General features: G+C 67.9%; 22 protein-coding genes, 1 tRNA gene and 1 pseudogene. 10 read left to right on the plus strand and 14 right to left on the minus strand.

Annotated elements, in window-relative coordinates:
- Positions 1-63: 63 nt before the first annotated feature.
- A complete protein-coding gene (locus tag BN4348_RS60035; protein WP_160040461.1) occupies positions 64-207 on the minus strand; it encodes a hypothetical protein in 144 nt (47 codons plus the stop codon).
- Between the two features lie 75 nt (positions 208-282).
- Between BN4348_RS60035 and BN4348_RS43720 the strand changes: the two genes are divergently transcribed.
- Positions 283-1098, plus strand: a complete 816-nt coding sequence (locus tag BN4348_RS43720) for an oxygenase MpaB family protein (RefSeq protein WP_066913529.1) — start codon at positions 283-285, stop codon at positions 1096-1098.
- Here the strand turns inward: BN4348_RS43720 and BN4348_RS43725 are convergent.
- The 7 genes from BN4348_RS43725 to BN4348_RS43755 all read right to left on the minus strand — a co-directional run bounded on the left by BN4348_RS43725 (position 1095) and on the right by BN4348_RS43755 (position 8194).
- The gene (locus BN4348_RS43725) at positions 1095-2213 is read right to left on the minus strand and encodes an epoxide hydrolase family protein (RefSeq protein WP_066913578.1); all 1119 of its coding nucleotides are present in this window, start codon (positions 2211-2213) and stop codon (positions 1095-1097) included. The genes BN4348_RS43720 and BN4348_RS43725 overlap by 4 nt on opposite strands.
- A gap of 169 nt (positions 2214-2382) precedes the next feature.
- Positions 2383-5313, minus strand: a complete 2931-nt coding sequence (locus tag BN4348_RS43730) for an MMPL/RND family transporter (protein WP_066913531.1) — start codon at positions 5311-5313, stop codon at positions 2383-2385.
- Positions 5310-5855: an MmpS family transport accessory protein gene (locus BN4348_RS43735; protein WP_066913533.1), complete on the minus strand. Its 546-nt coding sequence runs from the start codon at positions 5853-5855 to the stop codon at positions 5310-5312. Before BN4348_RS43735 ends, BN4348_RS43730 begins: the two co-directional genes overlap by 4 nt.
- A gap of 644 nt (positions 5856-6499) precedes the next feature.
- Positions 6500-6571: transfer RNA gene (locus BN4348_RS43740), tRNA-Val, on the minus strand.
- Positions 6572-6636: 65 nt separating this feature from the next.
- Positions 6637-7098 (minus strand): peroxiredoxin, encoded by a 462-nt coding sequence (locus BN4348_RS43745; RefSeq protein WP_066913534.1) that lies wholly within the window; start codon positions 7096-7098, stop codon positions 6637-6639.
- Entirely contained in the window at positions 7098-7523 is a 426-nt protein-coding gene (locus tag BN4348_RS43750) for a DUF3052 domain-containing protein (RefSeq protein ID WP_066913536.1), read from the minus strand. Before BN4348_RS43750 ends, BN4348_RS43745 begins: the two co-directional genes overlap by 1 nt.
- A gap of 80 nt (positions 7524-7603) precedes the next feature.
- On the minus strand, positions 7604-8194 hold the full coding sequence (locus tag BN4348_RS43755; RefSeq protein WP_066913538.1) for a hypothetical protein: 591 nt from the start codon (positions 8192-8194) through the stop codon (positions 7604-7606).
- A 104-nt stretch (positions 8195-8298) separates the two neighbouring features.
- On the opposite strand from BN4348_RS43755, the gene aceE reads away from it, so the two are divergent.
- The 7 genes from aceE to BN4348_RS43790 all read left to right on the plus strand — a co-directional run bounded on the left by aceE (position 8299) and on the right by BN4348_RS43790 (position 18040).
- Positions 8299-11088 (plus strand): pyruvate dehydrogenase (acetyl-transferring), homodimeric type, encoded by a 2790-nt coding sequence (gene aceE, locus BN4348_RS43760; protein ID WP_066913540.1) that lies wholly within the window; start codon positions 8299-8301, stop codon positions 11086-11088.
- Positions 11089-11219: 131 nt separating this feature from the next.
- Positions 11220-12536 (plus strand): PucR family transcriptional regulator, encoded by a 1317-nt coding sequence (locus BN4348_RS43765; RefSeq protein WP_066913542.1) that lies wholly within the window; start codon positions 11220-11222, stop codon positions 12534-12536.
- 152 nt (positions 12537-12688) lie between these two features.
- Entirely contained in the window at positions 12689-13597 is a 909-nt protein-coding gene (locus BN4348_RS43770; protein WP_066913544.1) for an ACP S-malonyltransferase, read from the plus strand.
- Positions 13598-13678: 81 nt separating this feature from the next.
- Positions 13679-14026 (plus strand): meromycolate extension acyl carrier protein AcpM, encoded by a 348-nt coding sequence (gene acpM, locus BN4348_RS43775; protein ID WP_003872368.1) that lies wholly within the window; start codon positions 13679-13681, stop codon positions 14024-14026.
- Positions 14023-15273 carry a 3-oxoacyl-ACP synthase KasA gene (kasA, locus tag BN4348_RS43780; RefSeq protein WP_066913546.1) on the plus strand — a complete coding sequence of 417 codons (1251 nt, stop codon included), beginning with the start codon at positions 14023-14025 and terminating at the stop codon, positions 15271-15273. The genes acpM and kasA overlap by 4 nt, the downstream gene beginning before the upstream one ends.
- Positions 15274-15309: 36 nt before the next feature.
- Entirely contained in the window at positions 15310-16563 is a 1254-nt protein-coding gene (kasB, locus tag BN4348_RS43785) for a 3-oxoacyl-ACP synthase KasB (RefSeq protein ID WP_066913548.1), read from the plus strand.
- Between the two features lie 43 nt (positions 16564-16606).
- Positions 16607-18040 carry an acyl-CoA carboxylase subunit beta gene (locus BN4348_RS43790; RefSeq protein ID WP_066913550.1) on the plus strand — a complete coding sequence of 478 codons (1434 nt, stop codon included), beginning with the start codon at positions 16607-16609 and terminating at the stop codon, positions 18038-18040.
- A gap of 49 nt (positions 18041-18089) precedes the next feature.
- Here BN4348_RS43790 and BN4348_RS43795 read toward each other — a convergent pair whose 3' ends face one another.
- The 4 genes and pseudogenes from BN4348_RS43795 to BN4348_RS43810 form a co-directional block, all read right to left on the minus strand.
- On the minus strand, positions 18090-18833 hold the full coding sequence (locus BN4348_RS43795) for an SGNH/GDSL hydrolase family protein (protein WP_066913552.1): 744 nt from the start codon (positions 18831-18833) through the stop codon (positions 18090-18092).
- Positions 18830-20443 (minus strand): FAD-dependent monooxygenase, encoded by a 1614-nt coding sequence (locus BN4348_RS43800; RefSeq protein ID WP_066913554.1) that lies wholly within the window; start codon positions 20441-20443, stop codon positions 18830-18832. Before BN4348_RS43800 ends, BN4348_RS43795 begins: the two co-directional genes overlap by 4 nt.
- Before the next feature lie 19 nt (positions 20444-20462).
- Positions 20463-21832 (minus strand): annotated as a pseudogene (locus BN4348_RS43805) (glycerol-3-phosphate dehydrogenase/oxidase).
- On the minus strand, positions 21820-22389 hold the full coding sequence (locus BN4348_RS43810; protein WP_066913556.1) for a TetR/AcrR family transcriptional regulator: 570 nt from the start codon (positions 22387-22389) through the stop codon (positions 21820-21822). Before BN4348_RS43810 ends, BN4348_RS43805 begins: the two are co-directional and overlap by 13 nt.
- A gap of 47 nt (positions 22390-22436) precedes the next feature.
- Here BN4348_RS43810 and BN4348_RS43815 point away from each other — a divergent pair, with 47 nt between their 5' ends.
- Together BN4348_RS43815 and BN4348_RS43820 are read left to right on the plus strand one after the other, a co-directional pair.
- Positions 22437-24017, plus strand: coding sequence for an FAD-binding oxidoreductase (locus BN4348_RS43815; protein ID WP_066913580.1), 1581 nt, complete (start codon positions 22437-22439; stop codon positions 24015-24017).
- Positions 24014-24934, plus strand: coding sequence for a diacylglycerol kinase (locus tag BN4348_RS43820; protein WP_066913558.1), 921 nt, complete (start codon positions 24014-24016; stop codon positions 24932-24934). The genes BN4348_RS43815 and BN4348_RS43820 overlap by 4 nt, the downstream gene beginning before the upstream one ends.
- Positions 24935-24999: 65 nt before the next feature.
- On the opposite strand, the gene BN4348_RS43825 is transcribed toward BN4348_RS43820, so the two are convergent.
- Positions 25000-25512: a DUF3145 domain-containing protein gene (locus BN4348_RS43825; RefSeq protein ID WP_066913582.1), complete on the minus strand. Its 513-nt coding sequence runs from the start codon at positions 25510-25512 to the stop codon at positions 25000-25002.
- A gap of 159 nt (positions 25513-25671) precedes the next feature.
- The gene (locus tag BN4348_RS43830; RefSeq protein ID WP_407937923.1) at positions 25672-26475 is read right to left on the minus strand and encodes a serine hydrolase domain-containing protein; all 804 of its coding nucleotides are present in this window, start codon (positions 26473-26475) and stop codon (positions 25672-25674) included.
- Between the last annotated feature and the right edge of the window lie 7 nt (positions 26476-26482).

Genomic DNA, 26482 nt, shown 5'->3' on the forward strand with positions numbered 1-26482 from the left:
CGAGCCGGGTCCGCCTCGCAAACACCCGGGCAGCGTCTCACACCCGCCCCGGCACGGCCCGGGTCAGATGGCCAATACGGCCGCCACGATCACAACGAGGATCAGCAGGCCCACCAGCCACCAGAGCAACGCGTCGGACACGGTGGTCGGTGCCAGGTTGGGCGGGCGGGCCAGCGGCGGGCCCGGGTTACCGGGTTGAGTACTCATCGCCCACGTCTGCCCACTTTTCGGCGGAACTAACGTCCGCCGTGGTGTACTCGACTCCATGAGGGGTAAACCGCAATGAGGCGGCCCGCGACCCGGATCGCCGATCTGCTGAACCCGGCGGCGGTGTTGTTGCCCGCCGCGAACGTGATCATGCAGCTGTCGCTGCCCGGCGTGGGTTACGGCGTGCTGGAAAGCCCGGTGGACAGCGGCAACGTCTACAAGCATCCGTTCAAGCGCGCCCGCACCACCGGGACCTACCTGGCGGTGGCGGCCATCGGGACTGAGTCCGATCGGGCGCTGATCCGCGGCGCCGTGGACGTCGCGCACCGGCAGGTTCGCTCGACATCGTCGAGTCCGGTGTCCTACAACGCCTTCGACCCCAAGCTGCAGCTGTGGGTGGCGTCCTGCCTGTACCGGTATTTCGTTGAGCAGCACGAGTTTTTGCACGGGCCACTGGATGATGCCACCGCCGACGCCGTCTACCGCGACGCCAAGCGGTTGGGCACCACGCTGCAGGTGCCGGAGCGCATGTGGCCGCAGGACCGCGCCGCGTTCGACGACTACTGGAAGCGCTCCCTCGACGAGCTGCGCATCGACCCGCCCGTGCGCGAGCACCTGCGCGGGGTGGCCTCGATGGCGTTCCTGCCGTGGCCGCTGCGGGTCCTGGCGGGGCCGTTCAACCTGTTCGCGACGACGGGATTCCTGGCCCCCGAGTTCCGGGCGATGATGCGGCTGGAGTGGTCGCAGGCCCAGCAGCGCCGGTTCGAGTGGCTGCTGGCCGCCCTGCGGCTGGCCGACCGCCTTGTCCCGCATCGGGCGTGGGTCTTGGGTTATCAGATTTACCTGTGGGACATGCGTTTTCGGGCGCGCAGGGGCTGGCGTATCGTCTAGCGCACTGTCGCAAAGAACGCGCGCACATCGTCCACGAACAGCTCCGGTTGCTCGAACGCGGCGAAGTGCCCGCCGCGCGGCATGTCCGTCCAGTGGGTGAGGTTGTACACCGGCTCGCACCAGCTTCGCGGCGCCTTCAGCAGCTCGCCCGGGAAAGCGCTGACGCCGCTGGGCAATTCGACGCGGTCCAGCTGGCCGAACACCCGGAAGCTTTCCCAGTACAGCCGGGCCGACGACGCGCCGGTGGCGGTGACCCAGTAGACCATCACGTTGTCCAGCAGCTCGTCGCGGCTGAACACGTTCTCGGGGTGCCCGTCGCAATCGGCCCACGCCCAGAACTTCTCGACGATCCACGCCAGCTGGCCCACCGGCGAATCGACCAGCCCGTAGCCCAGCGTTTGCGGCCGGGTGGACTGCTGCTTGGAATAGCCGGTGCCCCACTTGCGGTGCTCGGCCATCGAGGCCAGCGCGCGTTGCTCCTCGGGGGTGGGGTTCTTCAGGGACTCCGGCGTGGGCCGCCCGATCGGCATGTTCAGGTGAATGGCCGCGCAGTGGCCTCGATTTCGACCGATCTGGGTGGTGACGGCGGCGCCCCAGTCGCCGCCCTGCGCGCCGTACCGGTCGTAGCCGAGGCGCAGCATGAGCGTCTCCCATGCCTCGGCGATCCGTTCGACGCCCCACCCGGCGCGGGTGGGCTTGCCGGAGAACCCGTAGCCGGGCAGTGAGGGGCACACGACGTGAAAGGCGTCCTCGGCGCGCCCGGATGCCGGGTTGGTCAGCGGCTCGATCACCTTGTGAAACTCCACGATTGAGCCCGGCCAGCCGTGGGTGATCAGCAGCGGGAAGGCGTCGTCGTGCGGCGAGCGCTGGTGGATGAAGTGGATGTCCAGCCCGTCGATGTCGGTGACGAACTGATCGAAGCGGTTCAGCGCGGCCTCACGGGAGCGCCAGTCGTACTGGGTCGCCCAGTAGGCGGCCAGCTCGCGCGTGTATCCCAGCGGGATGCCCTGGCTCCAGTCGTCGACGCATTCGGCTTCGGGCCACCGCGTGCGCTGCAGGCGCCCGCGAAGGTCCTCCAAAACGTCGTCGGGGACGTCGACGCGAAACGGCTCCACGGGTTGCTCGTTCACGCCCCTGAGGTTGCCACATGGCCGTCCGGACCGCGCCTCCGGCCGCCCGCACAACGTTGCTTACGCGCCGCCGAAGAACCCGGACTGACAGTCGCCGGCGTTGAATCCGCCCGAACTTCTACTGCCCGAGTTCAGCAAGGTTTTCGACATAGGTTTAGCGCTTTTTGACCAGTCCGCCCGGTGGGTGCTCGTCAACGTCGTTGAGGATCAGCTCGCGCACGGCGGTGCGCGGTCCGTACGGTCGGAGCATGGTGCTGGCCGGCCGCGGACGCACATGCTGCGGCCACCAGAACCAGCGCCCGAGCAAGGTGGCCAGCGACGGTGTCATGAACGACCGCACGATCAAAGTGTCGAACAACAGACCCAGCGCGATCGTCGTACCCACCTGGGCCATCACCCGCAGCGGGCTGAACATGAACGTGGCCATGGTGGCGGCGAACACCAGACCGGCGGCGGTAACCACCGAGCCCGAACCTGCCATCGCGCGGATCGTCCCCGTCTTGAGCCCGGCGTGGATTTCCTCCTTGAACCGCGATATCAGCAACAGGTTGTAATCCGAGCCGACCGCCAGCAACAGGATGATCGCCATCGCCAGCACCATCCAGTGCAACTTGATGCCCAGGATGTATTGCCATAGGAGCACGGAGAGTCCGAACGAGGCGCCCAACGATAGCAACACCGTACCGACGATCACGAAGGCCGCAACGACGCTTCGGGTAATCACCAACATGATGACGAAAATCAGTGTGGCCGCGGAAATTCCGGCGATCAACAGGTCGATGTTGGAGCCGTCGTGCATGTCCTTATACGTAGCGGCGGTACCGCCGAGATATACCTTGGCGCCCTCCCAGGGCGTGCCCTTGATCGCCTCGTGCACAGCCTGCTTGATCGGCTCGATGTGGCTGATGCCTTCAGGAGTCGCCGGGTCGCCTTCATGCGAGATGATCAGCCGGACAGCGTGCCCGTCCGGCGATATGAACTGTTTGAGACCCCGCGCGAAATCGGGGCTCTTGAATGCCTCTGGCGGAAGGTAGAACGTGTCGTCGTTCTTCGCTTTGTCGAAGGCATCGCCCTCCGCGGTGGAGTTGTCGGCCTGCGCTCTCGCCTGGTCGTTGAGACCCTTTGTGGTCGCATAGTTCGACATGATGGTGTCGAGGTTGCGCTGCTGGCTCTCGATCTGCGGCGGTATCAGTGCCACCAGCTTCGGCTGGATCTGATCCAGCTTGTCGAGATTCGCGCTGAGGTTCTCGATGTTCTGAGCCACCTGGTCGATGCCATCGAGCGCATTGAAGATAGACCGTATCGACCAGCAGGCCGGAATGTCGTAGCAGTGCCTCTCCCAGTAGAAGTAACTACGAATCGGCCGGAAGAAGTCGTCGAAGTTGGCGATGTCGTCGCGCAACGCCTCGGTGATCTTCACCGTTTCTTTGGTGAGCTTGGTGGTTTCGTGTGTGGTGTTGCTCAGGTCCTGGGTGACCTGCATCTGCTCATGCAGCGTCGCCATCGTCTTGCGCAGCTCTTCCGCCTGCTTCAGCAGGTTTTGCGCCTGCTCTTCCTGGTAGTGCTGGGTCTCGAGCCGCCCGGCGGCCTGTGCGCCCATCTGAAAACCGAGGGTGCTGTGGTCGAGCGGCGTGCCCAATGGCCGGGTGATGGTCTGGACTCGGCCGATACCGGGGATGTGGAAGACCGCCTTGGCCACCTTGTCCAAGATGATGAAGTCGGCCGGGTTACGCAGGTCGTGATCCGTCTCGATCATCAACAGCTCCGGATTCAGCCGGGCCTGGTTGAAGTGGCGGTCGGCAGCCGCATAACCGACGTTGGCCGGGGTGTCTTGCGGCAGGAAGTGGCGGGTATCGTAGTCCGTCTTGTAGCCGGGCAGAGCGAGCAGGCCAACCAATGCGGCGGCGATGGTCACCGCGAAAACCGGTGCGGGCCAGCGGACGACGGCGGTGCCGATGCGTCGCCAGCCCTGGGTCTGCAGCTTTCGCTTCGGATCCAGCAGCTTGAAGAACGATGCCACGGTCAGGACCGCCGGTGCCAGAGTCAAGGCCGCGACGACCGCGACCAACATGCCGACGGCGCAGGGTATGCCGAGGGAGGAAAAATAGGGCAACCGGCAGAAGCTCAGGCAGTACATCGCGCCGGCGATGGTCAGCCCCGACCCCAGCACGACGTGGGCCGTGCTGTGGTACATCGTGTAGAACGCTTTTTCGCGCGTCTCGCCCAGACCGCGGGCCTCGTGGTATCGGCCGACCACGAAGATCGCGTAGTCCGTGCCGGCGGCGATCGCCATCAGCACGAGCATGTTATTGGCGAACGTCGAAAGCCCCATGATGCCGTAGTTTCCGAGCGTCGCGACGACACCGCGTGCCGCGGCCAATTCGACGAAGACCATGACCAGCATGATCAGCATGGTGATCACCGACCGGTAGACGAACAGCAGCATCACGATGATCACGACGAAGGTGACCATGGTGACTTTCGCGACGCCCTTCTCGCCCGCGTGGGACTGATCGGCAAACAGCGGACCCGCCCCGGTGACGTAGGCCTTGATCCCCGGCGGCGCAGGCACCGAGTTGACGATCTTGCGGACGGCATCCGTGGATTCGCCGGACTGGGCGCTGCCCATGTTGCCGGCGAGGTAGACCTGGACGTACGCGGCCTTTTGATCGTGGCTCTGGGAGCCCGCCGCGGTCAGGGGATCGCTCCAGAAGTCCTGGATGTGCTGAACGTGTTTCTTGTCTTGCTCGAGTCGCTTGACGATCTCGTCGTAGTAGCGGTGTGCCTCGGCCCCCAGCGGCTTGTCGCCTTCCAGGAGGATCATCGCCGAGCTGTCGGTGTCGAACTCCTTGAACGTCGATCCGACGCGCATCATCGACTGGAAGGACACTGCGTCTCTAGGGCTCTGCGACACGGACTGGCGCTTAGAGACGACCTCGAGCTGCGGGGAAATGGTGTTGGTGACGAAGACGATACCCAACCAGACCAGGACGATCGGCAGCGCAAGCCGATGGATCATCCGCGGCAGGAACGGCGGGATCAGCGGCTGATCGACGCGCGGCGCAGCCTCGGTGGTCTCGCTCATGCGGACTTGTCCAGGCAGTAGACGAAGGCATTGACTGTTTCGTTGGGGGGCGAGTGATTAGCACCCTTGATCACTGCACCGCGCCCGTCGTGGTTGTCCACCACGAATTGGCAGGCTATCCAACTCCCGTCTCCTTGCGCTACCAGGTTTGCCGGGATGCCGGGCTTCGTTGAACTCAATACTGTGCTCCAGGGCAAGGGGACGTTGAGGGCCTGCTGCGGATGCGAGTTTTCATCGAGGTAGTTGATCGTCGCCGTGCTGCCCGGTGAGCCCCAGACCTCGAGCGTGATCGTCTTGGCGTTGAACTGGTCGATGACGTCACCAGGTGCGCCGCCACCGAACGAACCGCTGTGGACGCCGAAGATTCCGTGCAGCCGGTGCACGACGAATCCCGACAGCGCGACCACAGCCACGATCGTGAGCATTAGCCAGAAGCGGCCCAGCAGCCCCTTCTTCTTGGCGCGCTGCGGGCCGCGCTCTTCCTCGGCGCTTGGAGAAACCTTGGGATCTGGCGACTCTACCCTCGTTTCAAAGGTCGTCATGGGCGCTTTCCTAACAAGGGGGAAGGTTACTCAACTAATTAGCTTAGGGGTAACCTTAGCCGCTCTAACCTACATCGAGATGGTTATGGCTTCCCATCCCGAGCCGGGCCATCCGCGAACTCAGACCCTCGCCTACCGTCGCTGCGTCGCCAAGGACCACTTGCCGCCTGCTGTCCGGCGGTGGCGCAGCGGTGATACGCAGCTTGACGAGCTCGAGTCGGGCGCCCTCGCGGCGCCACGCGCGTGCCTTTCGTGATCGGGCCACAGGACCTGAACCCGCGACCACTTGACCCGGCTCGGGCTTAGTCCGAATTGCACAGCCTTGCAATGACTCTCAAATCGGCCTGATCAGCAGACACCATGCGCCGGCGCCCCGTCGACTCCCCGGTTCGCACCTAGTTGTGACACGTTGTGTCAGCGCCCGCGCCGTCGCGCACCGCCGATCACCGTGCGCGCGGTCCGCGGCGGGAAAGCCAACCGGTTCGCGGTGACAGGATAGTGCGGTGCGACGGCACCGGGCGCCTGGAGAACCGGCCCCGATCGCTAGCGCGTCGTGGCGAGAACGCTTGGCTTCGAAGGGCATACCGTCTGGGGGCGGCGATGCCCTGACGCGCGCTTCGTCCCGCGAAGCGAGAACGAGGGAGTGGGCGCGGACGGTATCGAACCGCCGACCGCTGGTGTGTAAGACCAGAGCTCTACCACTGAGCTACGCGCCCTGAGACCCCGGGATAACCCGGGGGTCCGCCGCAGGCTACCCGCCCGGCGGCTCAGCACCCAAAAATCAGTCCTGCAAAGCTGCCAGCGCGTCGAGCCAGAGCCGCTGGTCGCGAGACTCGCCGGGCTGCTTCATCTCGGCGAAACGAATTATGCCGGACCGGTCGATGACGAAGGTACCGCGATTGGGATAGCCGGCGTCGGCGTTGAACACGCCGTAGGCCTGGCTGACCTCGCCGTGCGGCCAGAAATCCGAGAGCACCGGGAACATGAACCCGCTCTCGAGCGACCAGATCTTGTGCGTGGGCGGCGGCCCCACCGAGATCGCCATCGCCACGCTGTGGTCGTTTTCGAACTGCGGCAGGTGGTCGCGCAGCAGGTCCAGCTCGCCCTGGCAGATCCCGGTGAACGCCAGCGGGAAGAACACCAGCAGGACGTTCTTGACGCCGCGAAACGAGCTCAGGGTGACGGGCTGCTGGTTCTGGTCGCGCAAGGTGAAGTCGGGGGCGGCGGTGCCGACGGGCAGCATCAACGCTTCCCGGTCCGCGACGACTTGGGCTGTACCAGCCGGCTGGCGCTCCAGTCGCCGAGGTTGACCGACGAGGTCGGCATCAGGCCGGCGGTGGGGGCCGCCTCGGCGATCTCGGCGGGCAGCACGTGGCCGGGCTTGCCGGTCTTGGGCGTCAGCACCCAGATCACGCCGTCCTCGGCCAGGGGGGTGATCGCGTCCATCAGGGTGTCGACCAGGTCGCCGTCGCCGTCGCGCCACCACAGCAACACGACGTCGATGACCTCGTCGCTGTCCTCGTCGAGCAACTCACCGCCGCATGCTTCCTCGACCGCGGCCCGGATGTCGTCGTCGGAGTCCTCGTCCCAGCCCCACTCCTGGACGACTTGGTCCCGTTGGATGCCCAGTTTGCGAGCGAAGCTCGAGGCGTCATCCGCCGCGACCACCGTGGAACCTCCTCAACCGTCCGCGCACCGTGCGATGGGGATTATCGTCGCACAGCCAGAACGCGGTCCATACCCGTGCCTCAGAAGGATGCCAGGCAGAGTTTCAGCGCCTTCGTCTTGGTGTCGTTGAGCTGGTCGACCCGCGTGTTGAACTCCGCGATCGACGCGTGCGTGCCGATGGCGTTGGCCACCGCGCGCGCCGCGTCGACATAGGCGTTGAACGCGTCCTTCAGCTGCTGCGACAGCGCATCGTTGAAGCTGTTGGACACCGTGGTGGCGCTGTCGTTCAGCGCGCCGATCGCCGGGCCCTCGGCCGGGCCGGTGTTGCGGCCCCCGTTGAACGCCGCGACGTAGGCGTTGACCTTGTCGATCGCGTCCTTGGCCGAGGTGGCCAGCGTGTCGCAGGAGGTGCGAACGGCCCTGGTCGTCAGCGACTGCTGACGCTGCGACTCCCGCACCCGCGACGTGGCCGAGGAGGCCGACACCGACGCGGACACCGACTGCCGGTAGGCCGGGGCGACCTTGGTATCGGGCGTGGCGGTGCCGTTGGTGACGCTGGTACACCCGACGATCCCCATGACCAGCGCCGCGACGCAGCCAAGCGCCAGCGCGCCCCGCCTCGGGAAATCCCCCACGTGCACGCGAGGGACGGCACGCCATCCGATGAGCACGGTTGCTGACGTTACCGGGTGCCGATTGCGGGCGCGGCTACCCGCCGGAAACGTCGGTGCGGCACGATAGAAGGACACCACGCAACCGAATACAGGAGCGGAAGTTGACCACGGAGTTCGCGCGCCACGATCTGGCCAAATCCCCCAGCAGCGCAAGCGAACCCGACCGCGTCCGGGTGATCCGCGAGGGCGTCGCTTCCTACCTGCCCGACATCGACCCCGACGAGACGTCGGAGTGGCTCGAGTCCTTCGACCAACTGCTGGAGCGCTCGGGGCCCGCGCGGGCGCGCTACCTGATGCTGCGGCTGCTGGAGCGGGCCGGCGAGCAGCGAGTGGCCATCCCGTCGCTGACGTCGACCGACTACGTCAACACCATCCCGACCGAGCTGGAACCCTGGTTCCCCGGCGACGAGGATGTCGAGCGCCGCTTCCGGGCGTGGATCCGGTGGAACGCCGCGATCATGGTGCACCGCGCGCAGCGCCCGGGAATCGGCGTGGGCGGCCACATTTCGACCTACGCCTCGTCGGCGGCGCTGTACGAGGTCGGCTTCAACCACTTCTTCCGGGGCAAGTCGCATCCCGGCGGCGGCGACCAGGTGTTCATCCAGGGCCACGCCTCCCCCGGCATCTACGCGCGCGCCTTCCTCGAGGGCCGGCTCAGCGAGGATCGGCTCGACGGCTTCCGCCAGGAGCACAGCCACCCCGGCGGCGGGCTGCCCTCCTACCCGCACCCGCGGCTGATGCCCGACTTCTGGGAGTTCCCCACGGTGTCGATGGGCCTGGGCCCGCTCAACGCGATCTATCAGGCCCGGTTCAACCACTACCTGCACGACCGGGGCATCAAGGACACCTCCGACCAGCACGTGTGGTGCTTTTTGGGCGACGGCGAGATGGACGAGCCCGAGAGCCGCGGGCTGGCGCACGTGGGGGCGCTCGAGGGGCTGGACAACCTGACCTTCGTCATCAACTGCAACCTGCAGCGCCTCGACGGCCCGGTGCGCGGCAACGGCAAGATCATCCAGGAGCTGGAGTCGTTCTTCCGCGGCGCCGGCTGGAACGTCATCAAGGTGGTCTGGGGCCGCGAGTGGGACGCCCTGCTGCACGCCGACAAGGACGGCGCGCTGGTCAACCTGATGAACACCACGCCCGACGGCGACTACCAGACCTACAAGGCCAACGACGGCGCCTACGTGCGCGACCACTTCTTCGGCCGCGACCCGCGCACCAAGGCGCTCGTCGAGCACATGACCGACTCCGAGATCTGGAACCTCAAGCGCGGCGGGCACGACTACCGCAAGGTCTACGCGGCCTACCGCGCCGCCATCGACCACAAGGGCCAGCCGACGGTCATCCTGGCCAAGACCATCAAGGGCTACTCGCTGGGCGCGCACTTCCAGGGCCGCAACGCCACGCACCAGATGAAAAAGCTTGCCCTGGAAGACCTCAAGTGGTTCCGGGACTCGATGCGGATTCCGATCAGCGACGCGCAGCTGGACGAGAATCCCTACCTGCCGCCCTACTACCACCCCGGCCCGGACGCCCCGGAAATCCGGTACCTGCTCGACCGGCGCCGCACGCTGGGGGGCTTCCTTCCGGAACGGCGGACGAAGGCCAAGGCGCTGACGCTGCCCGGCCGCGACACCTACGCCGCGCTGCGCAAGGGATCGGGTCACCAGGAGGTGGCCACCACCATGGCGACCGTGCGTACCTTCAAGGAAGTGTTGCGGCACAAGGAGGTTGGCCCGCGCATCGTGCCGATCATTCCCGACGAGGCGCGCACGTTCGGGATGGACTCGTGGTTCCCGTCGCTCAAGATCTACAACCGGCTGGGCCAGCTGTACACCGCCGTCGACGCCGACCTGATGCTGGCCTACAAGGAAAGCGAAGTCGGCCAGATCCTGCACGAGGGCATCAACGAGGCGGGGTCGGTGGGCTCCTTCATCGCGGCCGGCACGTCGTACGCGACGCACAACGAGCCGATGATCCCGATCTACATCTTCTATTCCATGTTCGGGTTCCAGCGCACCGGTGACGGCCTGTGGGCCGCCGCCGATCAGATGGCGCGCGGCTTCCTGCTCGGGGCGACGGCCGGGCGCACCACGCTGACCGGTGAGGGCCTGCAGCACGCCGACGGCCACTCGCTGCTGCTGGCCGCCACCAACCCGGCGGTGGTGTCCTATGACCCGGCGTTCGCCTTCGAGATCGCCTACATCGTGGAAAGCGGGCTGGCCCGCATGTTCGGGGAGAACCCGGAGAACGTGTTCTTCTACATCACCATCTACAACGAGCCGTACCCGCAGCCGCCGGAGCCGGACAACTTCGATCCCGAGGGCGTGCTGCGCGGCATCTACCGCTACCGTCCCGCCACCGAACAGCGCACGAACAAGGCGCAGCTCCTGGCCTCGGGTGTGGCCATGCCGTCGGCGCTGCAGGCCGCCGACATGCTGGCCGCCGAGTGGGACGTCGCCGCCGACGTGTGGTCGGTGACCAGCTGGGGCGAGCTGAACCGCGACGGCGTCTGCGTCGAGCGGGCCAGGCTGCGCCACCCGGACCAGCCGGCCGCCACCCCGTACGTGACCCGGGCCCTCGCGGGGGCCACCGGCCCGGTGGTCGCGGTCTCCGACTGGATGCGCGCGGTGCCCGAGCAGATCCGGCCGTGGGTGCCGGGCACCTTCGTCACGCTGGGCACCGACGGGTTCGGCTTTTCCGACACCCGGCCCGCCGCGCGGCGCTACTTCAACACCGACGCCGAGTCGCAGGTGGTCGCGGTGCTCGAGGCGCTGGCCCGCGACGGGGAGATCGACCCGTCGGTGCCGCTCGCGGCAGCCCGCCAGTACCGCATCGACGACGTGCAGGCCGCGCCCGAGCAGACGTCCGACCCCGGCGTGGCCTGACCCCGGCCCTTAGCCTGCCGAGGGTGCGGCCAGCCGCGCAGTCGCCGCCGGGTGTGCGGCCAGCCGCACACCCGAGCCCGACACCCCGCCGGCTTGGCGAAAAGTTCCAAATTCTGGCGTAGGTTTTAGGGGTGAATGACAACGCCTTCGCCGGTCCGTTCGCGTCGGCCCGACCCAGGTCGCCGCTGGAACTGCTGGACACGGTGCCCGATTCGGTGCTGCGGCGGCTGAAGCAGTACTCCGGCCGGCTGGCCACCGAAGCGGTCTCGATCATGCAGGACCGGTTGCCGTTCTTCGCCGACCTGGAGGCCTCCCAGCGGGCCAGCGTGGCGCTGGTGGTGCAGACGGCGATCAACAACTTCGTCGAGTGGATGCAGGACCCGCACAGCAACGTCAGTTACACCGCGCAGGCCTTCGAGCTGGTGCCCCAGGACCTGGCCCGCCGGATCGCGCTGCGGCACAGCGTGGACATGGTGCGCGTGACGATGGAGTTCTTCGAGGAGGTGCTGCCGCTGGTGGCCCGCTCCGAGGAGCAGTTGACCGCCCTGACGGTCGGCGTCCTGAAGTACAGCCGCGACCTGGCGTTCACCGCCGCCTCGTCCTACGCGGAGGCCGCCGAGGCGCGCGGCACCTGGGACAGCCGGATGGAGGCCAGCGTCGTCGACGCGGTGGTGCGCGGCGACACCGGCCCGGAGCTGCTGTCCCGCGCCGCCGCGCTGAACTGGGACACCACCGCGCCGGCGACCGTCGTGGTCGGGATACCGGCGCCCAGGCGGGACGAGCCGGACGGCGAGGGCGGCAGCCAGCGGGCCAGCCAGGACGTCCGCGACATCGCCGCGCGCCACGGCCGGGCGGCGCTCACCGACGTGCACGGCACCTGGCTGGTGGCGATCGTGTCCGGCCATTTGTCACTGACCGATAAATTCCTGGGCGACCTGCTGAACGCGTTTTCCGACGGCCCGGTGGTCATCGGGCCGACGGCGGCCATGCTGACCGCGGCCTACCACAGCGCCAGCGAGGCGATTTCCGGGATGAACGCGGTCGCCGGCTGGCGCGGCGCGCCACGGCCCGTGCTGGCCCGGGAACTGCTGCCCGAGCGGGCCCTGATGGGCGACGCGTCGGCCATCGTGGCACTGCACACCGACGTGATGGGGCCGCTGGCCGACGCCGGACCGACGCTGATCGAAACGCTTGACGCTTATTTGGATTGTGGCGGCGCGATTGAAGCTTGTGCCAGAAAGTTGTTCGTTCATCCAAACACGGTGCGCTACCGGCTCAAGCGCATCACCGACTTCACCGGGCGCGATCCCACCCAGCCGCGCGACGCATACGTGCTGCGTGTGGCCTCGACGGTCGGCCAGCTCAACTACCCGACGGCGCCCACCAGCGTCGCCGCCAGCACCGTCGCGCCGGTTCCCCTGCCGGTCAGGAGCGGTACCGCGGGTTAGTCCGACGGGCAGTGATTTAGGCAACAGGTCGCGGCGCGGTATCAAAAACATAGCTTACGGAGCCGTTTTGTAAGGTGTATACAAAAACCTAAGACGAGGTTCATAATCTGTTACACCCGCCAAAACCGTTTCCACAGTGTTCTCTTAGACACGTGATCGCATTGCTTGCGCCCGGACAGGGTTCGCAGACGGAGGGGATGCTGTCGCCATGGCTGGAGCTGCCAGGCGCCGCCGACCAGCTCGCCCTGTGGTCGAAGGCCAGTGGCCTGGACCTGGTGCGGCTTGGCACCACCGCGTCGACCGAGGAAATCACCGACACCGCGGTGACGCAGCCGCTGGTCGTCGCCAACACGCTGCTCGCCCACCAGGAGCTGACCCGGCGCGGCCTGTTCAGCGGCGCGGACATCATCGTCGCGGGCCACTCCGTCGGCGAGATCGCGGCCTACGCCATCGCCGGCGTGCTGGCCGCCGATGAGGCCGTCGCACTCGCCGCCACCCGTGGCGCCGAAATGGCCAAGGCCTGCGCTCTCGAGCCCACCGGCATGTCGGCGGTGCTCGGCGGTGACGAGGCCGAGGTGCTGAGCCGCCTCGAGGACCTCGAGCTGTTCCCCGCCAACCGCAACGCGCCCGGCCAGATCGTGGCCGCGGGCCCGCTGTCGTCGCTGGAGAAGCTCGCCGAAGACCCGCCGGCCAAGGCGCGGGTGCGCGCGCTCGGCGTGGCCGGCGCGTTCCACACCAAGTACATGGCTCCCGCCCTGGACGGCTACGCCGCGGCGGCGGCCGCCGTTGTGACCGCCGAGCCCACCGCCACGCTGCTGTCCAACCGCGACGGCAAGCCCGTCGCCTCGGCGGCGGCCGCGATGGACACCCTGGTCGCCCAGCTGACCCAGCCGGTGCGCTGGGACCTGTGCACCGAGTATCTGCGTGCGCACGATGTGACGGCGATCGTGGAGTTCCCCCCGGCGGGGACGCTCACCGGTATCGCCAAACGCGAACTTCGGGGGGTTACGGCCCGTGCCGTCAAGTCACCCGCAGATCTGGACGAGTTGGCAAACCTCTAAAACGCCTGCTTCTGCCAGTACAAATAGAAACTGCAAACGTCAATCCGATTTGCACACAACACATTACGAAGGGAATAGGCCGTGGCCGTCAGTCAGGAAGAAATCATCGCCGGTATCGCCGAGATCATCGAAGAGGTGACCGGTATTGAGCCGTCCGAGGTCACCCCGGAGAAGTCGTTCGTTGACGACCTGGACATCGACTCGCTGTCGATGGTCGAGATCGCGGTGCAGACCGAGGACAAGTACGGCGTCAAGATCCCCGACGAGGATCTCGCCGGTCTGCGCACCGTCGGTGACGTGGTCGCCTACATCCAGAAGCTCGAGGAAGAGAACCCCGAGGCCGCCGAGGCTCTGCGCGCCAAGCTGGAGACCGAGAACCCCGAAGCCGTCGCCAACGTCAAGGCGAGGCTGGAAGCGGACAGCAAGTGACCAAGCCTTCCACTGCCAATGGCGGTTACCCCAGCGTTGTGGTAACCGCCGTCACGGCGACGACATCGATCGCGCCGGACATCGAGAGCACGTGGAAGGGTTTGTTAGCCGGCGAAAGCGGCATCCGCGTGCTCGAGGACGAGTTCGTCACCAAATGGGACCTGCCCGTCAAGATCGGTGGACACCTCAAGGAGCCCGTCGACAACCACATGGGCCGGCTCGACCTGCGCCGCATGTCCTACGTCCAGCGGATGAGCAAGTTGCTGTCCGGTCAGCTTTGGGAGACCGCGGGCAGCCCGGACGTCGACCCCGACCGCTTCACGGTCGTGGTCGGCACGGGTCTGGGTGGCGCCGAACGGGTCATCGAGAGCTATGACCTGATGAACGAGGGCGGTCCCCGCAAGGTGTCGCCGCTCGCCGTTCAGATGATCATGCCCAACGGTGCTGCCGCCGTGGTCGGTCTGCAGCTCGGGGCGCGCGCCGGGGTGATGACCCCGGTGTCGGCCTGTTCGTCGGGCTCGGAGGCTATCGCGCACGCGTGGCGTCAAATAGTCATGGGTGACGCTGACGTCGCGGTGTGCGGCGGCGTCGAGGGCCCCATCGAGGCGCTGCCCATCGCGGCGTTCTCGATGATGCGGGCCATGTCGACCCGCAACGACGAGCCCGAGCGCGCCTCGCGCCCGTTCGACAAGGACCGCGACGGCTTCGTGTTCGGCGAGGCCGGGGCGCTGATGCTCATCGAGACCGAGGAGCACGCCAAGGCCCGCGGCGCCAAGCCGCTGGCCAGGCTGCTGGGCGCCGGCATCACCTCGGACGCCTTCCACATGGTGGCGCCCGCGGCGGACGGCGTGCGCGCCGGCCGGGCGATGACGCGGTCGCTGGAGCTTGCGGGCTTGTCCCCCAAGGACGTTGACCACATCAACGCGCACGGGACCGCGACGCCGATCGGTGACAGCGCCGAGGCCAACGCCATCCGGGTGGCCGGCTGCGAGCAGGCCGCGGTCTACGCACCGAAGTCGGCGCTGGGCCACTCCATCGGCGCGGTCGGCGCGCTCGAATCCGTCCTGACGGTGCTGAGCCTTCGGGACGGCGTGATACCGCCGACACTCAACTACGAAACACCCGACCCTGAAATCGACCTTGACGTGGTTGCGGGCGAACCCCGCTACGGCGAAATCCGTTACGCGATCAACAACTCGTTCGGATTCGGCGGCCACAACGTGGCGCTCGCGTTCGGGCGTTACTAGAGCCGGAAAAGCACGGAAGGAATCTTCGCAAGACCCATGACAGAGCTGGTTACCGGGAAAGGCCTCCCGAATGTAGTCGTCACTGGCATCGCCATGACGACCGCACTGGCGACGGACGCCGAAACCACCTGGAAGTTGTTGCAGGACAGGCAAAGCGGCATCCGCGTCCTTGACGACCCGTTCGTCGAGGAATTCGACCTCCCGGTGCGAATCGGCGGACACCTGCTGGAAGAGTTCGACAGCCAGTTGACGCGCATCGAGCTGCGCCGGACCGGCTACCTGCAACGGATGTCGACCATCCTGGGCCGGCGGGTGTGGGAGAACGCCGGCTCGCCCGAGGTCGACACCAACCGGCTGATGGTCTCCATCGGCACGGGCATGGGCTCGTCGGAGGAAATGGTCTTCAGCTACGACGACATGCGGGCCCGTGGGCTCAGGGCCGTCTCGCCGCTCGGTGTGCAGAAGTACATGCCCAACGGCGCCGCGGCGGCGGTGGGTCTGGAACGGCACGCCAAAGCCGGTGTGATCACGCCGGTTTCGGCGTGCGCGTCGGGTTCCGAAGGCATCGCCCAGGCGTGGCGCAACATCGTGTTCGGCGAGGCCGACATCGCGATCTGCGGCGGCGTCGAAACCAAGATCGAGGCCGTGCCGATCGCCGCGTTCGCCCAGATGCGCATCGTGATGTCCACCAAGAACGACGACCCGGTGGGCGCGTGCCGCCCGTTCGACCGGGACCGCACCGGCTTCGTGTTCGGCGAGGCCGGGGCTCTCATGGTGATCGAGACCGAGGAGCACGCCAAGGCGCGCGGCGCCACCATTCTGGCGCGAGTGATGGGGGCCAGCATCACCTCCGACGGCTACCACATGGTGGCCCCGGACCCCAACGGCGAGCGTGCCGGGCACGCGATCTCCCGGGCGATTCAGCTCGCGGGCCTGACACCCGGCGACATCGACCACGTCAACGCCCACGCCACCGGCACCTCGGTGGGCGACCTGGCCGAGAGCCGGGCGATCAAGAAGGCGCTGGGTAGCAACAAGCCGGCGGTCTACGCGCCCAAGGCCGCACTCGGCCACTCGGTGGGTGCGGTCGGCGCGGTGGAGTCGATCCTGACCGTCCTCGCATTGCGGGATCAGGTGGTTCCGCCCACACTGAACCTGGAAAACCTCGATCCGGAAATCGATTTGGACGTGGTGGCAGGCAAGCCGCGCCCGGGCGACTACAAGTACGCGATCAACAACTCGTTCGGATTTGGCGGCCACAACGTCGCGCTCGCCTTCGGGCGGTACTGACCCCGCCTTCATCGGCGAGCACATTCGGAACAGGAGACCTGCGATGACAATCATGGCCCCCGCGTCGGTTGGCGAGTCGCTCGACCCCCGGGACCCGTTGCTGCGTCTGAGCAACTTCTTCGACGACGGCACCGTGGAACTCCTGCACGAGCGTGACCGCTCGGGCGTGCTGTCCGCCGCGGGGACCGTGAACGGTATCCGCACCATCGCGTTCTGCACCGACGGCACCGTGATGGGCGGCGCGATGGGCACCGAGGGCTGCAGGCACATCGTCAACGCCTACGACACGGCCATCGAGGAGCAGAGCCCGATCGTGGGCATCTGGCACTCGGGTGGGGCGCGGTTGGCCGAGGGCGTCAAGGCGCTGCACGCGGTCGGCACCGTGTTCGAGGCCATGATTCGCGCGTCCGGCTACATCCCGCAGGTCTCGGTCGTCGTCGGTTTCGCCGCCGGCGGCGCCGCCTACGGCCCCGCGCTGACCGATGTCATCGTGATGGCGCCGGAGAGCCGGGTGTTCGTCACCGGCCCCGACGTGGTGCGCAGCGTCACCGGCGAGGACGTCGACATGGCCTCGCTCGGCGGCCCCGAGACCCACCACAAGAAGTCCGGGGTGTGCCACATCGTCGCCGACGACGAGCTCGACGCCTACGAGCGCGGCCGCCGGTTGGTCGGATTGTTCTGCCAGCAGGGTCATTTCGACCGCAGCAAGGCCGAGGCCGGCGACACCGACATCCACGCGCTGCTGCCCGAGTCGGCGCGGCGGGCCTACGACGTGCACCCGATCGTGACCGCGATCCTCGACTCGAATGATGACGGCACGCCGTCCTTTGACGAGTTCCAGGCCAACTGGGCACCGTCGATGGTGGTCGGGCTGGGCCGGCTGTCCGGCCGCACGGTCGGCGTGCTGGCGAACAACCCGCTGCGACTCGGCGGGTGCCTGAACTCCGAAAGCGCCGAGAAGGCCGCGCGTTTCGTGCGGCTCTGCGACGCCTTCGGCATCCCGCTGATCGTGGTCGTCGACGTGCCGGGCTACCTGCCGGGCGTCGACCAGGAGTGGGGCGGCGTGGTGCGCCGCGGCGCCAAGCTGCTGCACGCCTTCGGCGAGTGCACCGTGCCGCGCGTCACGCTGGTCACCCGAAAGACCTACGGCGGGGCCTACATCGCGATGAACTCCCGCTCGCTGAACGCGACCAAGGTGTTCGCCTGGCCGGACGCGGAGGTTGCGGTGATGGGCGCCAAGGCCGCCGTCGGCATCCTGCACAAGAAGAAGCTGGCCGCCGCGCCCGACCACGAGCGCGAGGCGCTGCACGACGAATTGGCCGCCGAACACGAGCGGATCGCCGGTGGCGTGGACAGCGCCATCGAGATCGGCGTGGTCGACGAGAAGATCGACCCGGCGCACACCCGCAGCAAGCTCACCGAGGCGCTGGCGCAGGCGCCCGTTCGCCGCGGCCGCCACAAGAACATCCCGCTGTAACGCACCTCTTATCCGCGAGCGGCCGGTCGACGATGCTCGCCGAGCGCCTTCAGGCGTCCAAGAACTGCTGAACGGTTTCTGTGAGTATGCGCCCGCCCGCGGTGTTGAGGTGAATGCCGTCGATGTGGAATTGCCAACCGTTGCTGCGGGAGATTTCGTCAAAGCTTTGGCGCATAATCATTTCCCGCAATAGGTAGTCGCGGTAGAGCGCCGCGAACGAGAAACGGGTGAGCGGTTTGGTCGCCGTCGTCCGCGCGAGGCGCTCCTGGAAAGCCTCGTAGAACGGGATGTAATGCGCAGACGCCGTCGAGGCGACCTCGCGGATGACGCCGTTGTAGGTGGCGATCAGACTGTTGAGCCGCACCTGAACCGGATGGGACGAACCGGGCTCTTCGCCCAGCGGCGCAAGGGAACTCAGCCCCACCCGCGCATCGGCGTCCCGTTGCAGCCGGCGCACGATGATCGCGAGGTTCTGTTCGAACCGCGCCGGCGACGGCTCTTCGGAGAGTCGCTTCCAGACCCGGGCGAATCGGCGAAAGTTGGGAAAGACACTCGCCATGACGTCGTTCGTCCCGATGAGCACGATGACCCGGTCTGGCCGCAGTGCGATCACTCGGTCAAGGCGCCGGACGGCATTGAACGACAGATCCCCGCCCACACCGAGATTGACGAATCGAAATCGGCGGTTTTGGGGCCGCTTTTCCAGCTCGCCGATCCAGTTGTAGGTTCCCCTAGACGCGGTGGTGCTCGAGCCGAGACAGGCCACCGTTTCGGAGCTCGGCGCGCCGCTCATGGTGTCCGGGCGAGGATCTGACCCAGCACCCGGCCCAGGTCGGTTCTTGGCGAACGCGGAAGCCTGTCGGCGCGCCAGCCGACGAAGTCGTCGGGTCGCACCAACAACGCCCCGTCCGGCGCCAGACCCGTGGCGGCAACCCAGGATCCGCCGCCGTCGCGCGCAGTTCCGATGCGCTGCAAGGTGATCGGGACGCCTTCGGCCTGCGACACGCAGGCTGCGGCGTCAGACCATCCGGCATCGTCGTCTCCAGTCAACAACGTGAAGCCGGGACCGAGCAGATCGAGGGTGGAGACCCGCTTCCCGCCGTCGACCACCCAGGCGTGCGGGACGCGGGTGCCCGGTTGCCCGCGCAATTCCTGCACCAGTGACACGGCGTCCGGACGCGCCGGAACGGGATAATCGGAAACCACTGCGGCCGAGCGGTATTGGTAGCCGATCAGCAGGGGGAACATCGGCACCTCTTCGTCAGCGGGCAATAGCGGTCGGTCGTCGTCCAACCGGAGAAAGGCCAGCGATGGGCCCGTCAGCGACTGGCGCGCATTGAAGCGCCCCACCGGGTGTCTTTCGGCGTGGTAGGTGGTGAGCAGGCCCGGGCCGGCCGTCCCGTTCAAGACGGCGGCCAGCTTCCAGGCCAGGTTGTGCGCGCTCTGGATGGCGGTGTTGGCCCCGCCGGCCTTGAATGGAGGCATGGTGTGGGCCGAGTCGCCGACGAGAAAGATTCGGCCGCATTGGAATTGGTCGGCCACCCGCTCGTAGGGCTGCCACGGCGCGATGTCGATGACCTCCAGGTCGATCGGCTTACCGATCGCTTTCGTCAGCAGGTCTCGGCACCGCGATGCGGTGAACTGATCGGCGGTCTCCCCGCGGTCGGGAAAATACGTGGTGATGAACATGCCGAAGTCGTCGCGCACCGGCAGAAAGATGCCCTCCACGTCGGGGTTTTTGACCTGGACGCCGTCGCCGCCGCGCAGCTGTGGGACAAACTTTCGCCACGGGCCCCGGAAGTAAATGAAGACGACATAGATCGGCAGCGCCCCATAGCCGGAGGCCGTCACGCCGAGGGCGTCGCGGACCGGGCTGTGCACGCCGTCGGCGGCGACGAGATAGGCGGCGCGTACCGCCTGCGTCGCGCCCGACTCCCGGTCACGTACCACCGCGGTGACGCCGCTTTCGTCTTGTTCGAACGAACACAATTCGGTGGCGTAGCGCGCCTGGCTACCGTGCCGGCGGGTATACGCGGCCAGGATCGGTTCGAACGCGCTCTGCGGACAGTATTGCCCGCCGGGCTCGGGGCTCAGATCCCTGAACGGCGAGAAGATGGCGTTGACGTCGAGCGCCTGGTGCTCTTCGGCGCTGCTGAGCGTCGGCTTGCTCCGCATGTCCGAAACGCCATCGGCGATCGCGTGGACCTCGTCGGTCAGTCCCAGACCTCGCAGGATCTCCAGGCTGCGGAAGCTCAAATTGCGCGCCTTCGGATAGATGAAGACCTCGCTGCGCTTTTCGACCAGCAGCGAGTTAACGCCATGTTTGGCGAGCAGCGCAGCGGTTGCCAGGCCGGCGGCGCCCGCGCCCACCACCAGCACCGGCACCCTCAATGTGGAAGTCACATTGAAATGATAGCTGCTATCATTTTACGAAGCCAGCGACAAAGTCCCCCGCTACGGCGACCACCCGCTCGCGATCCTGGGCCACCAGGCCGATCCGCGTCCGCCGATCCACGATGTCGTCGACGTCCAGCGCGCCCTCGTGCGTCACCGCGTACTCGAACTCCGCCCTGGTCACGTCGATGCCCTCGGCGACGGGCTCGGCCGGGCGGTCGCACGTCGCGTTCGCGATGACGCCGAACGCCTCGGCGCCGTACCGCGCCACCAGCGACGCGGGCAACCCNACTCGATGACGGCGTGCTCGCGCGACACGTCGGCGGTGCGGCCCTCACCGGTGTCGATCAGCGGCCGCAGACCGGCGTAGGCGCCGATCACGTCCGTGGTGCCGAGTGAAGTCCCCAACGCCGTGTTCACCGTGTCCAGCAGGAACGCGATCTCGTCGCCGGACGGTTCGGGCACGTCGGGGATCGGGCCGGGCGCGTCTTCGTCGGTCAGACCGAGATAAACCCGGCCCAGCTGCTCGGGCATGGCGAACACGAAGCGGTTGAGTTCGCCGGGAATCGGAACCGTAAGGGCCGCAGTCGGATTCCCGAACGCATGAGCATCGAAGACGAGGTGTGTCCCGCGGCTGGGCCGCAGCCGCAACGAATCGTCGATCTCGGCCGCCCACACCCCGGCCGCGTTGATCACCGCGCGGGCCGAGACGTCGAACGACTGCCCGGTGCGCTGATCGGTCAACCGCACCGAGGTGCCCGTCGCCTCGGACGCCGCGACATAGGTCAGGATGCGGGCGCCGTGCTGCGCCGCGGTGCGCGCGACCGCGGTCACCAGCCGGGCGTCGTCGATCAATTGCCCGTCGTACGCCAGAAAGCCGCCGTCGAGGCCGTCGCGCCGCACCGTGGGCGCCATCTCCACGACGCGCCGCGCCGAGACCCGCCGCGACCGCGGCAGCACCGACGACGGCGTACCCGCCAGCGCCCGCAACCCGTCGCCGGCCAGGAACCCGGCGCGCACCAACGCCCGCTTGCCGCGGCTCATCGACGGCAGCAGCGGCACCAGCTGCGGCATCGGGTGAACGAGATGAGGGGCGTTGCGCGTCATCAGGATTCCGCGTTCGACGGCGCTGCGCCGGGCGATGCCCACGTTGCCGCTCGCCAGGTAGCGCAGGCCGCCGTGCACCAGCTTGGAACTCCATCGGCTGGTGCCAAACGCCAGGTCGTGCTTCTCCACCAGCGCCACCCGCAGGCCGCGCGAGGCGGCGTCCAGCGCGATCCCGACGCCGGTGATGCCGCCACCGATCACGACGACGTCCAGCGGCGCGCCGTCGGCCAGGGCGCTCAGGTCGGCGGCGCGGCGCGCGGCGTTCAACGCGGAAAGGTTCACGACAGGTATCCGTTCAGCGAGTAGGCGAGTTCGGCGGCCAGCGCGCCGGCGTCCAGGATCGGCCGGACGATGCGTTCGGACTGGATGGTCGACTGGGCGATGAGCAGCACCATGGTCGCCATCTGCAGCGGGTTCCCGGCGCGGACGCTGCCGTGGCGCTGGGCCGCGCGCAGCCGCTCGGCCAGGGCGTCGATCAGCAGCCGCTGGCTGGCCCCGAGGCGTTCGGTGATGTAGATCGGCGCCAGTTCCGAGTGCAGCACCGACATCACCAGGTCGTCCCGGCGCAGCAGGTCGGCCACCGTGACGATCTGTCGCACCAGCGATTCCCGGTCGTCGCCGAGCAACGGCGCGTCGCGCATCACGCCGGTGATGTGCCGGGTCAGCAGCGCCGCCACGATCGACTTGGTGTCCGGCCAGCGGCGGTACACCGTCGGCCGGCTGACGCCCGCCCGGCGCGCGATTTCCGCCAGGGTCACCCGGTCCACCCCGAAATCGACGACGCAGCTGGCCGCCGCCGCCAGGATCCGGTCCCCGGTATCCGACGCAGCGTTACTGATTGACAGCATGTGTAATACTGTAACGCATGACGCACGCCGATGACCTCCTCCCGCCGATGAAATGGAACGCGTGGGGGGACCCCGCCGCGGCGAAGCCCCTCTCGGAGGGCATCCGCTCCCTGCTGAAACAGGCTGTGGGACTGCAGGATTCGGGCGAAACCGAAATCGGCGCCGACGACGTGAGGCTGCGCCCGTCGGCGTTGTCGCCGGCCGACAAAGACGCGCTGGCCGGCATCGTCGGCGCCGAACACTGCCGCACCGACGACCGCGACCGGCTGCTGCGCGCCGGCGGAAAATCCACCCTCGACCTGCTACGACGCAGGGACGCCGGCGTCCAGGACGCGCCCGATGCCGTCCTGCTGCCCGGGGACGACGACGCGGTCGCCGCGATCCTGCGCTACTGCTCCGAGCACCGCATCGCGGTGATCCCGTTCGGCGGGGGCACCAACGTGGTCGGCGGCCTCGACCCCACCCGCGGCGAGTTCGACGCCGTGGTCTCGCTCGACCTGCGGCGATTCGACCAGCTGATCGAGCTCGACGACGTGTCCGGACAGGCCGTCCTCGGCGCCGGAGTCACCGGCCCGGACGCCGAACGCCTGCTCGGCGCGCGCGGCTTTTCGCTCGGGCATTTCCCGCAGAGCTTCGAGTACGCCACCATCGGCGGCTTCGCCGCGACGCGATCGTCGGGTCAGGACTCGGCGGGCTACGGCCGGTTCGACGACATGGTGCGCGGCCTGCGCATGGTCACCCCGGTGGGCACGCTGGAGCTGGGCCGCGCGCCGGCATCGGCCGCAGGCCCCGACCTGCGCCAGCTGCTGCTCGGCTCGGAGGGCACCTTCGGCGTCATCACCCGGGTGCGGCTGCGCGTGCACCGCATCCCCGAGGCCGTCGCCTACGAGGCGTGGTCGTTCCCCGATTTCGAGACCGGCGCCGCGGCGCTGCGCGCCGTCACCCAGATCGGCACCGGCCCCACCGTCATCCGGCTCTCCGACGAGGTCGAGACCGGGGTCAACCTGGCCACCACCGAGGCGATCGGCGAAAGCCAGGTCACCGGCGGGTGCCTGGGGCTCACCGTGTTCGAGGGCACCAAGGAACACGTCGATCACCGGCATGCCGAAACCCGCGCCCTGCTGGCGGCGCGGGGCGGCAGGTCGCTGGGCGAGGGGCCGGCGCGGGCCTGGGAGCGCGGCCGGTTCGGCGCGCCGTATCTGCGCGACTCGCTGTTGTCCGCGGGCGCGCTCTGCGAGACGCTCGAGACGGCCACCGACTGGTCCAATGTGTCGACGCTGAAAGCCGCTGTCACGCAAGCTCTTACGAGCGCGCTGGCCGAGTCGGGCACCCCGGCGCTGGTGATGTGCCACATCTCGCACGTCTACCCCACCGGCGCCTCGCTGTACTTCACCATCGTCGCCGGGCAGCGGGGCAACCCGATCGACCAATGGCGGGCCGCCAAGAAGGCCGCCTCGGACGCCATCATCGCCCACGGCGGCACCATCACCCACCACCATGCCGTCGGCGCCGACCACCGGCCCTGGATGCGCGCCGAGGTCGGCGAACTGGGCGTCCAGGTGTTGCGCGCGGTCAAGGCGACGCTCGACCCGGCCGGAATCCTCAACCCCGGCAAGCTGATTCCGTGATCCGCCGCGAGGTCGGCAAAGTCACCGCGCTAACCAATCCCGTCTCGGGCCACGGCGCCGCGATACGTGCGGCCCAGATCGCGATCGGCCGCCTGCACGAGCGGGATGTGCAGGTCACCGAGATCATCGGCGACGACGCCGAGGACGCGCGCCACCTCGTCGCTTCCGAACTCGAAAGGGGAACCGACGCGGTGATGGTCACCGGCGGCGACGGCGTGGTCTCCAACGCGCTGCAGGTGCTGGCGGGCAGCCACGTTCCGCTGGGCATCGTCCCGGCCGGCACCGGCAACGACCACGCCCGTGAATTCGGCATCCCCACAAAGGATCCCGCGGCCGCGGCGGACGTCGTCGCCGACGGCTGGACGGAAACCATTGACCTGGGCCGGATCCGGTGGGGTGACGCCGAGAAGTGGTTCGGCACCGTCGCGGCCACCGGCTTCGACTCCCTGGTGACCGACCGCGCCAACAGGATGACCTGGCCGCACGGGCGGTTGCGCTACTACATCGCGATGCTGGCCGAGCTGTCACAGCTGCGGCTGCTGCCGTTCCGGCTGGTGCTCGACGGCACCAAGGAGATCGACGCCGACATCACGCTGGCGGCCTTCGGCAATACCCGCAGCTACGGCGGCGGGCTGCTGATCTGTCCCAACGCCGACCCCACCGACGGCCTGCTCGACATCACCATGGCCCATTCGGCGTCGCGGACGAAGCTGGTCCGCCTGTTCCCCACCGTCATGAAGGGCACGCACGTCGACCTCGACGAGGTGACCACCGCGCGGGCCGCGTCGATCCACGTCGAGTGCCCCGGCATCAACGTCTACGCCGACGGCGACTTCGCGTGCGCGCTGCCCGCCGAGATTTCCGCGGTGCCCGCGGCGCTGCAGATCCTGCGGCCGCGGGCCTATCAAGACCATTAGTGGATCTTCGATTTCGGTAGCGCATGCGCTACCGAAATCCACAGTCGCCTATCGGTCCGAAGACACTAGCCGACACCCCGGTTGAGCCAGGTCAGCTCGCCGGCGTCGCCGCCGTCGCGATAGACCTCGAGCGCCTCGTCCCACGCCGTTCCCAGCACCGAGTCCAGCTCGGCGGCGAGCGTGTCGGCGCCCTGGGCCATCATCGCGCGCAGCCGCATCTCGCCGACCATGATGTCGCCGTTGGCGCTCATCGACCCGCTCCACAGGCCCAGTTGCGGGGTGTGGCTGAACCGGTGGCCGTCGACGCCGGGGCTGGGATCCTCGGTGACCTCGAAGCGCAGCACCGACCAGGAGCGCAGGGCGTTGGCCAACCGGGCGCCGGTGCCCACCGGCCCGACCCAGTTGGTGACCGCGCGCAGCTGCCCGGGCATCGCCGGCTGCGGCGTCCAGACCAGGTTGGCCTTGGACTGCAGGGTCGACGACAACGCCCACTCGACATGCGGGCACACCGCGGCGGGCGAGGCATGGACGTACACCACACCGGTCGTCACGTCGGCAAATTGGTTCGACGCACGCATCTCTTGCTCCTTCGGTTCCACGAGGGACGTCTTCCCCAACGACCTGGTGGACCGCTCGAAGCGGAGATAGCTTGCGGATAATTGCTAAATTATTGTGTCCTGCGTGTCTATTGTGCCCTCTGATACCCCTGTTGCGCTAGTGTGCGGAGTGGCTAAATATCACTCGGCCAGCACCAAGTCCGAAAGTGCAGGCCACGGCCGTAGCGCCCACTCCCCGAAATCGCGGTCCGTGAGGACCACCAGCGCGCGGTCGGCCTCGGGATCGGCCCAGATGAACCCGCCCGCCTGACCGAAATGGCCGTACGTGCGCCCCGAGTTGCGCGCGCCCGTCCAGTGCGGCGACTTGGCGTCCCTGATCTCGAAACCCAGCCCCCAATCGTTGGGCCGCTGCACGCCGTAGCCGGGCAGCACCCCGTCCAGGCCGGGAAACTGCACGGTCGTGGCCTCGGCGTGCAGCTCGGCCGAGACCGTCGCCGGCCGCAGCAGGTCGCCGGCGAAAACCGCCAGGTCGGCGACCGTCGACGTCGCGCCGAACCCGGCGGCATCGGCTCCGCCGGTCAGCCGGGTGGCCGCCAGGCCCAGCGGCTCGCACACCGCCTCGGCGAGGTAGCGGCCGAATTCGATCCCCGACTCCGCCTCGATCACCCGGGCCAGCACGCCGAACCCGTAGTTGGAATACATCCGCCGCGTGCCCGGCTTGGCCAGCACGCGGTCGTTGTGCATCGCCAGGCCCGACGCGTGTGCCAGCAGGTGGCGGATCGTGGACCCGGGCGGGCCGGCCGGGGTGTCCAGCTCGACGACACCCTCCTCGATCGCGACGTGCGCGGCCCGGGCCACCAGCGGCTTGGTGACCGACGCCAGCTCGAAGACCCGCTCGGTGTCGCCGTGGGTGGCCAGCACCCCGTCGGGCCCGACGACGGCGGCCGCGGCGGCCGTCACCGGCCAGTCGGCGATGGCGTCCAGGGCGTCG

This window comes from Mycobacterium interjectum, from assembly GCF_900078675.2.
GTDB classification, from domain to species: Bacteria; Actinomycetota; Actinomycetes; order Mycobacteriales; family Mycobacteriaceae; genus Mycobacterium; species Mycobacterium interjectum.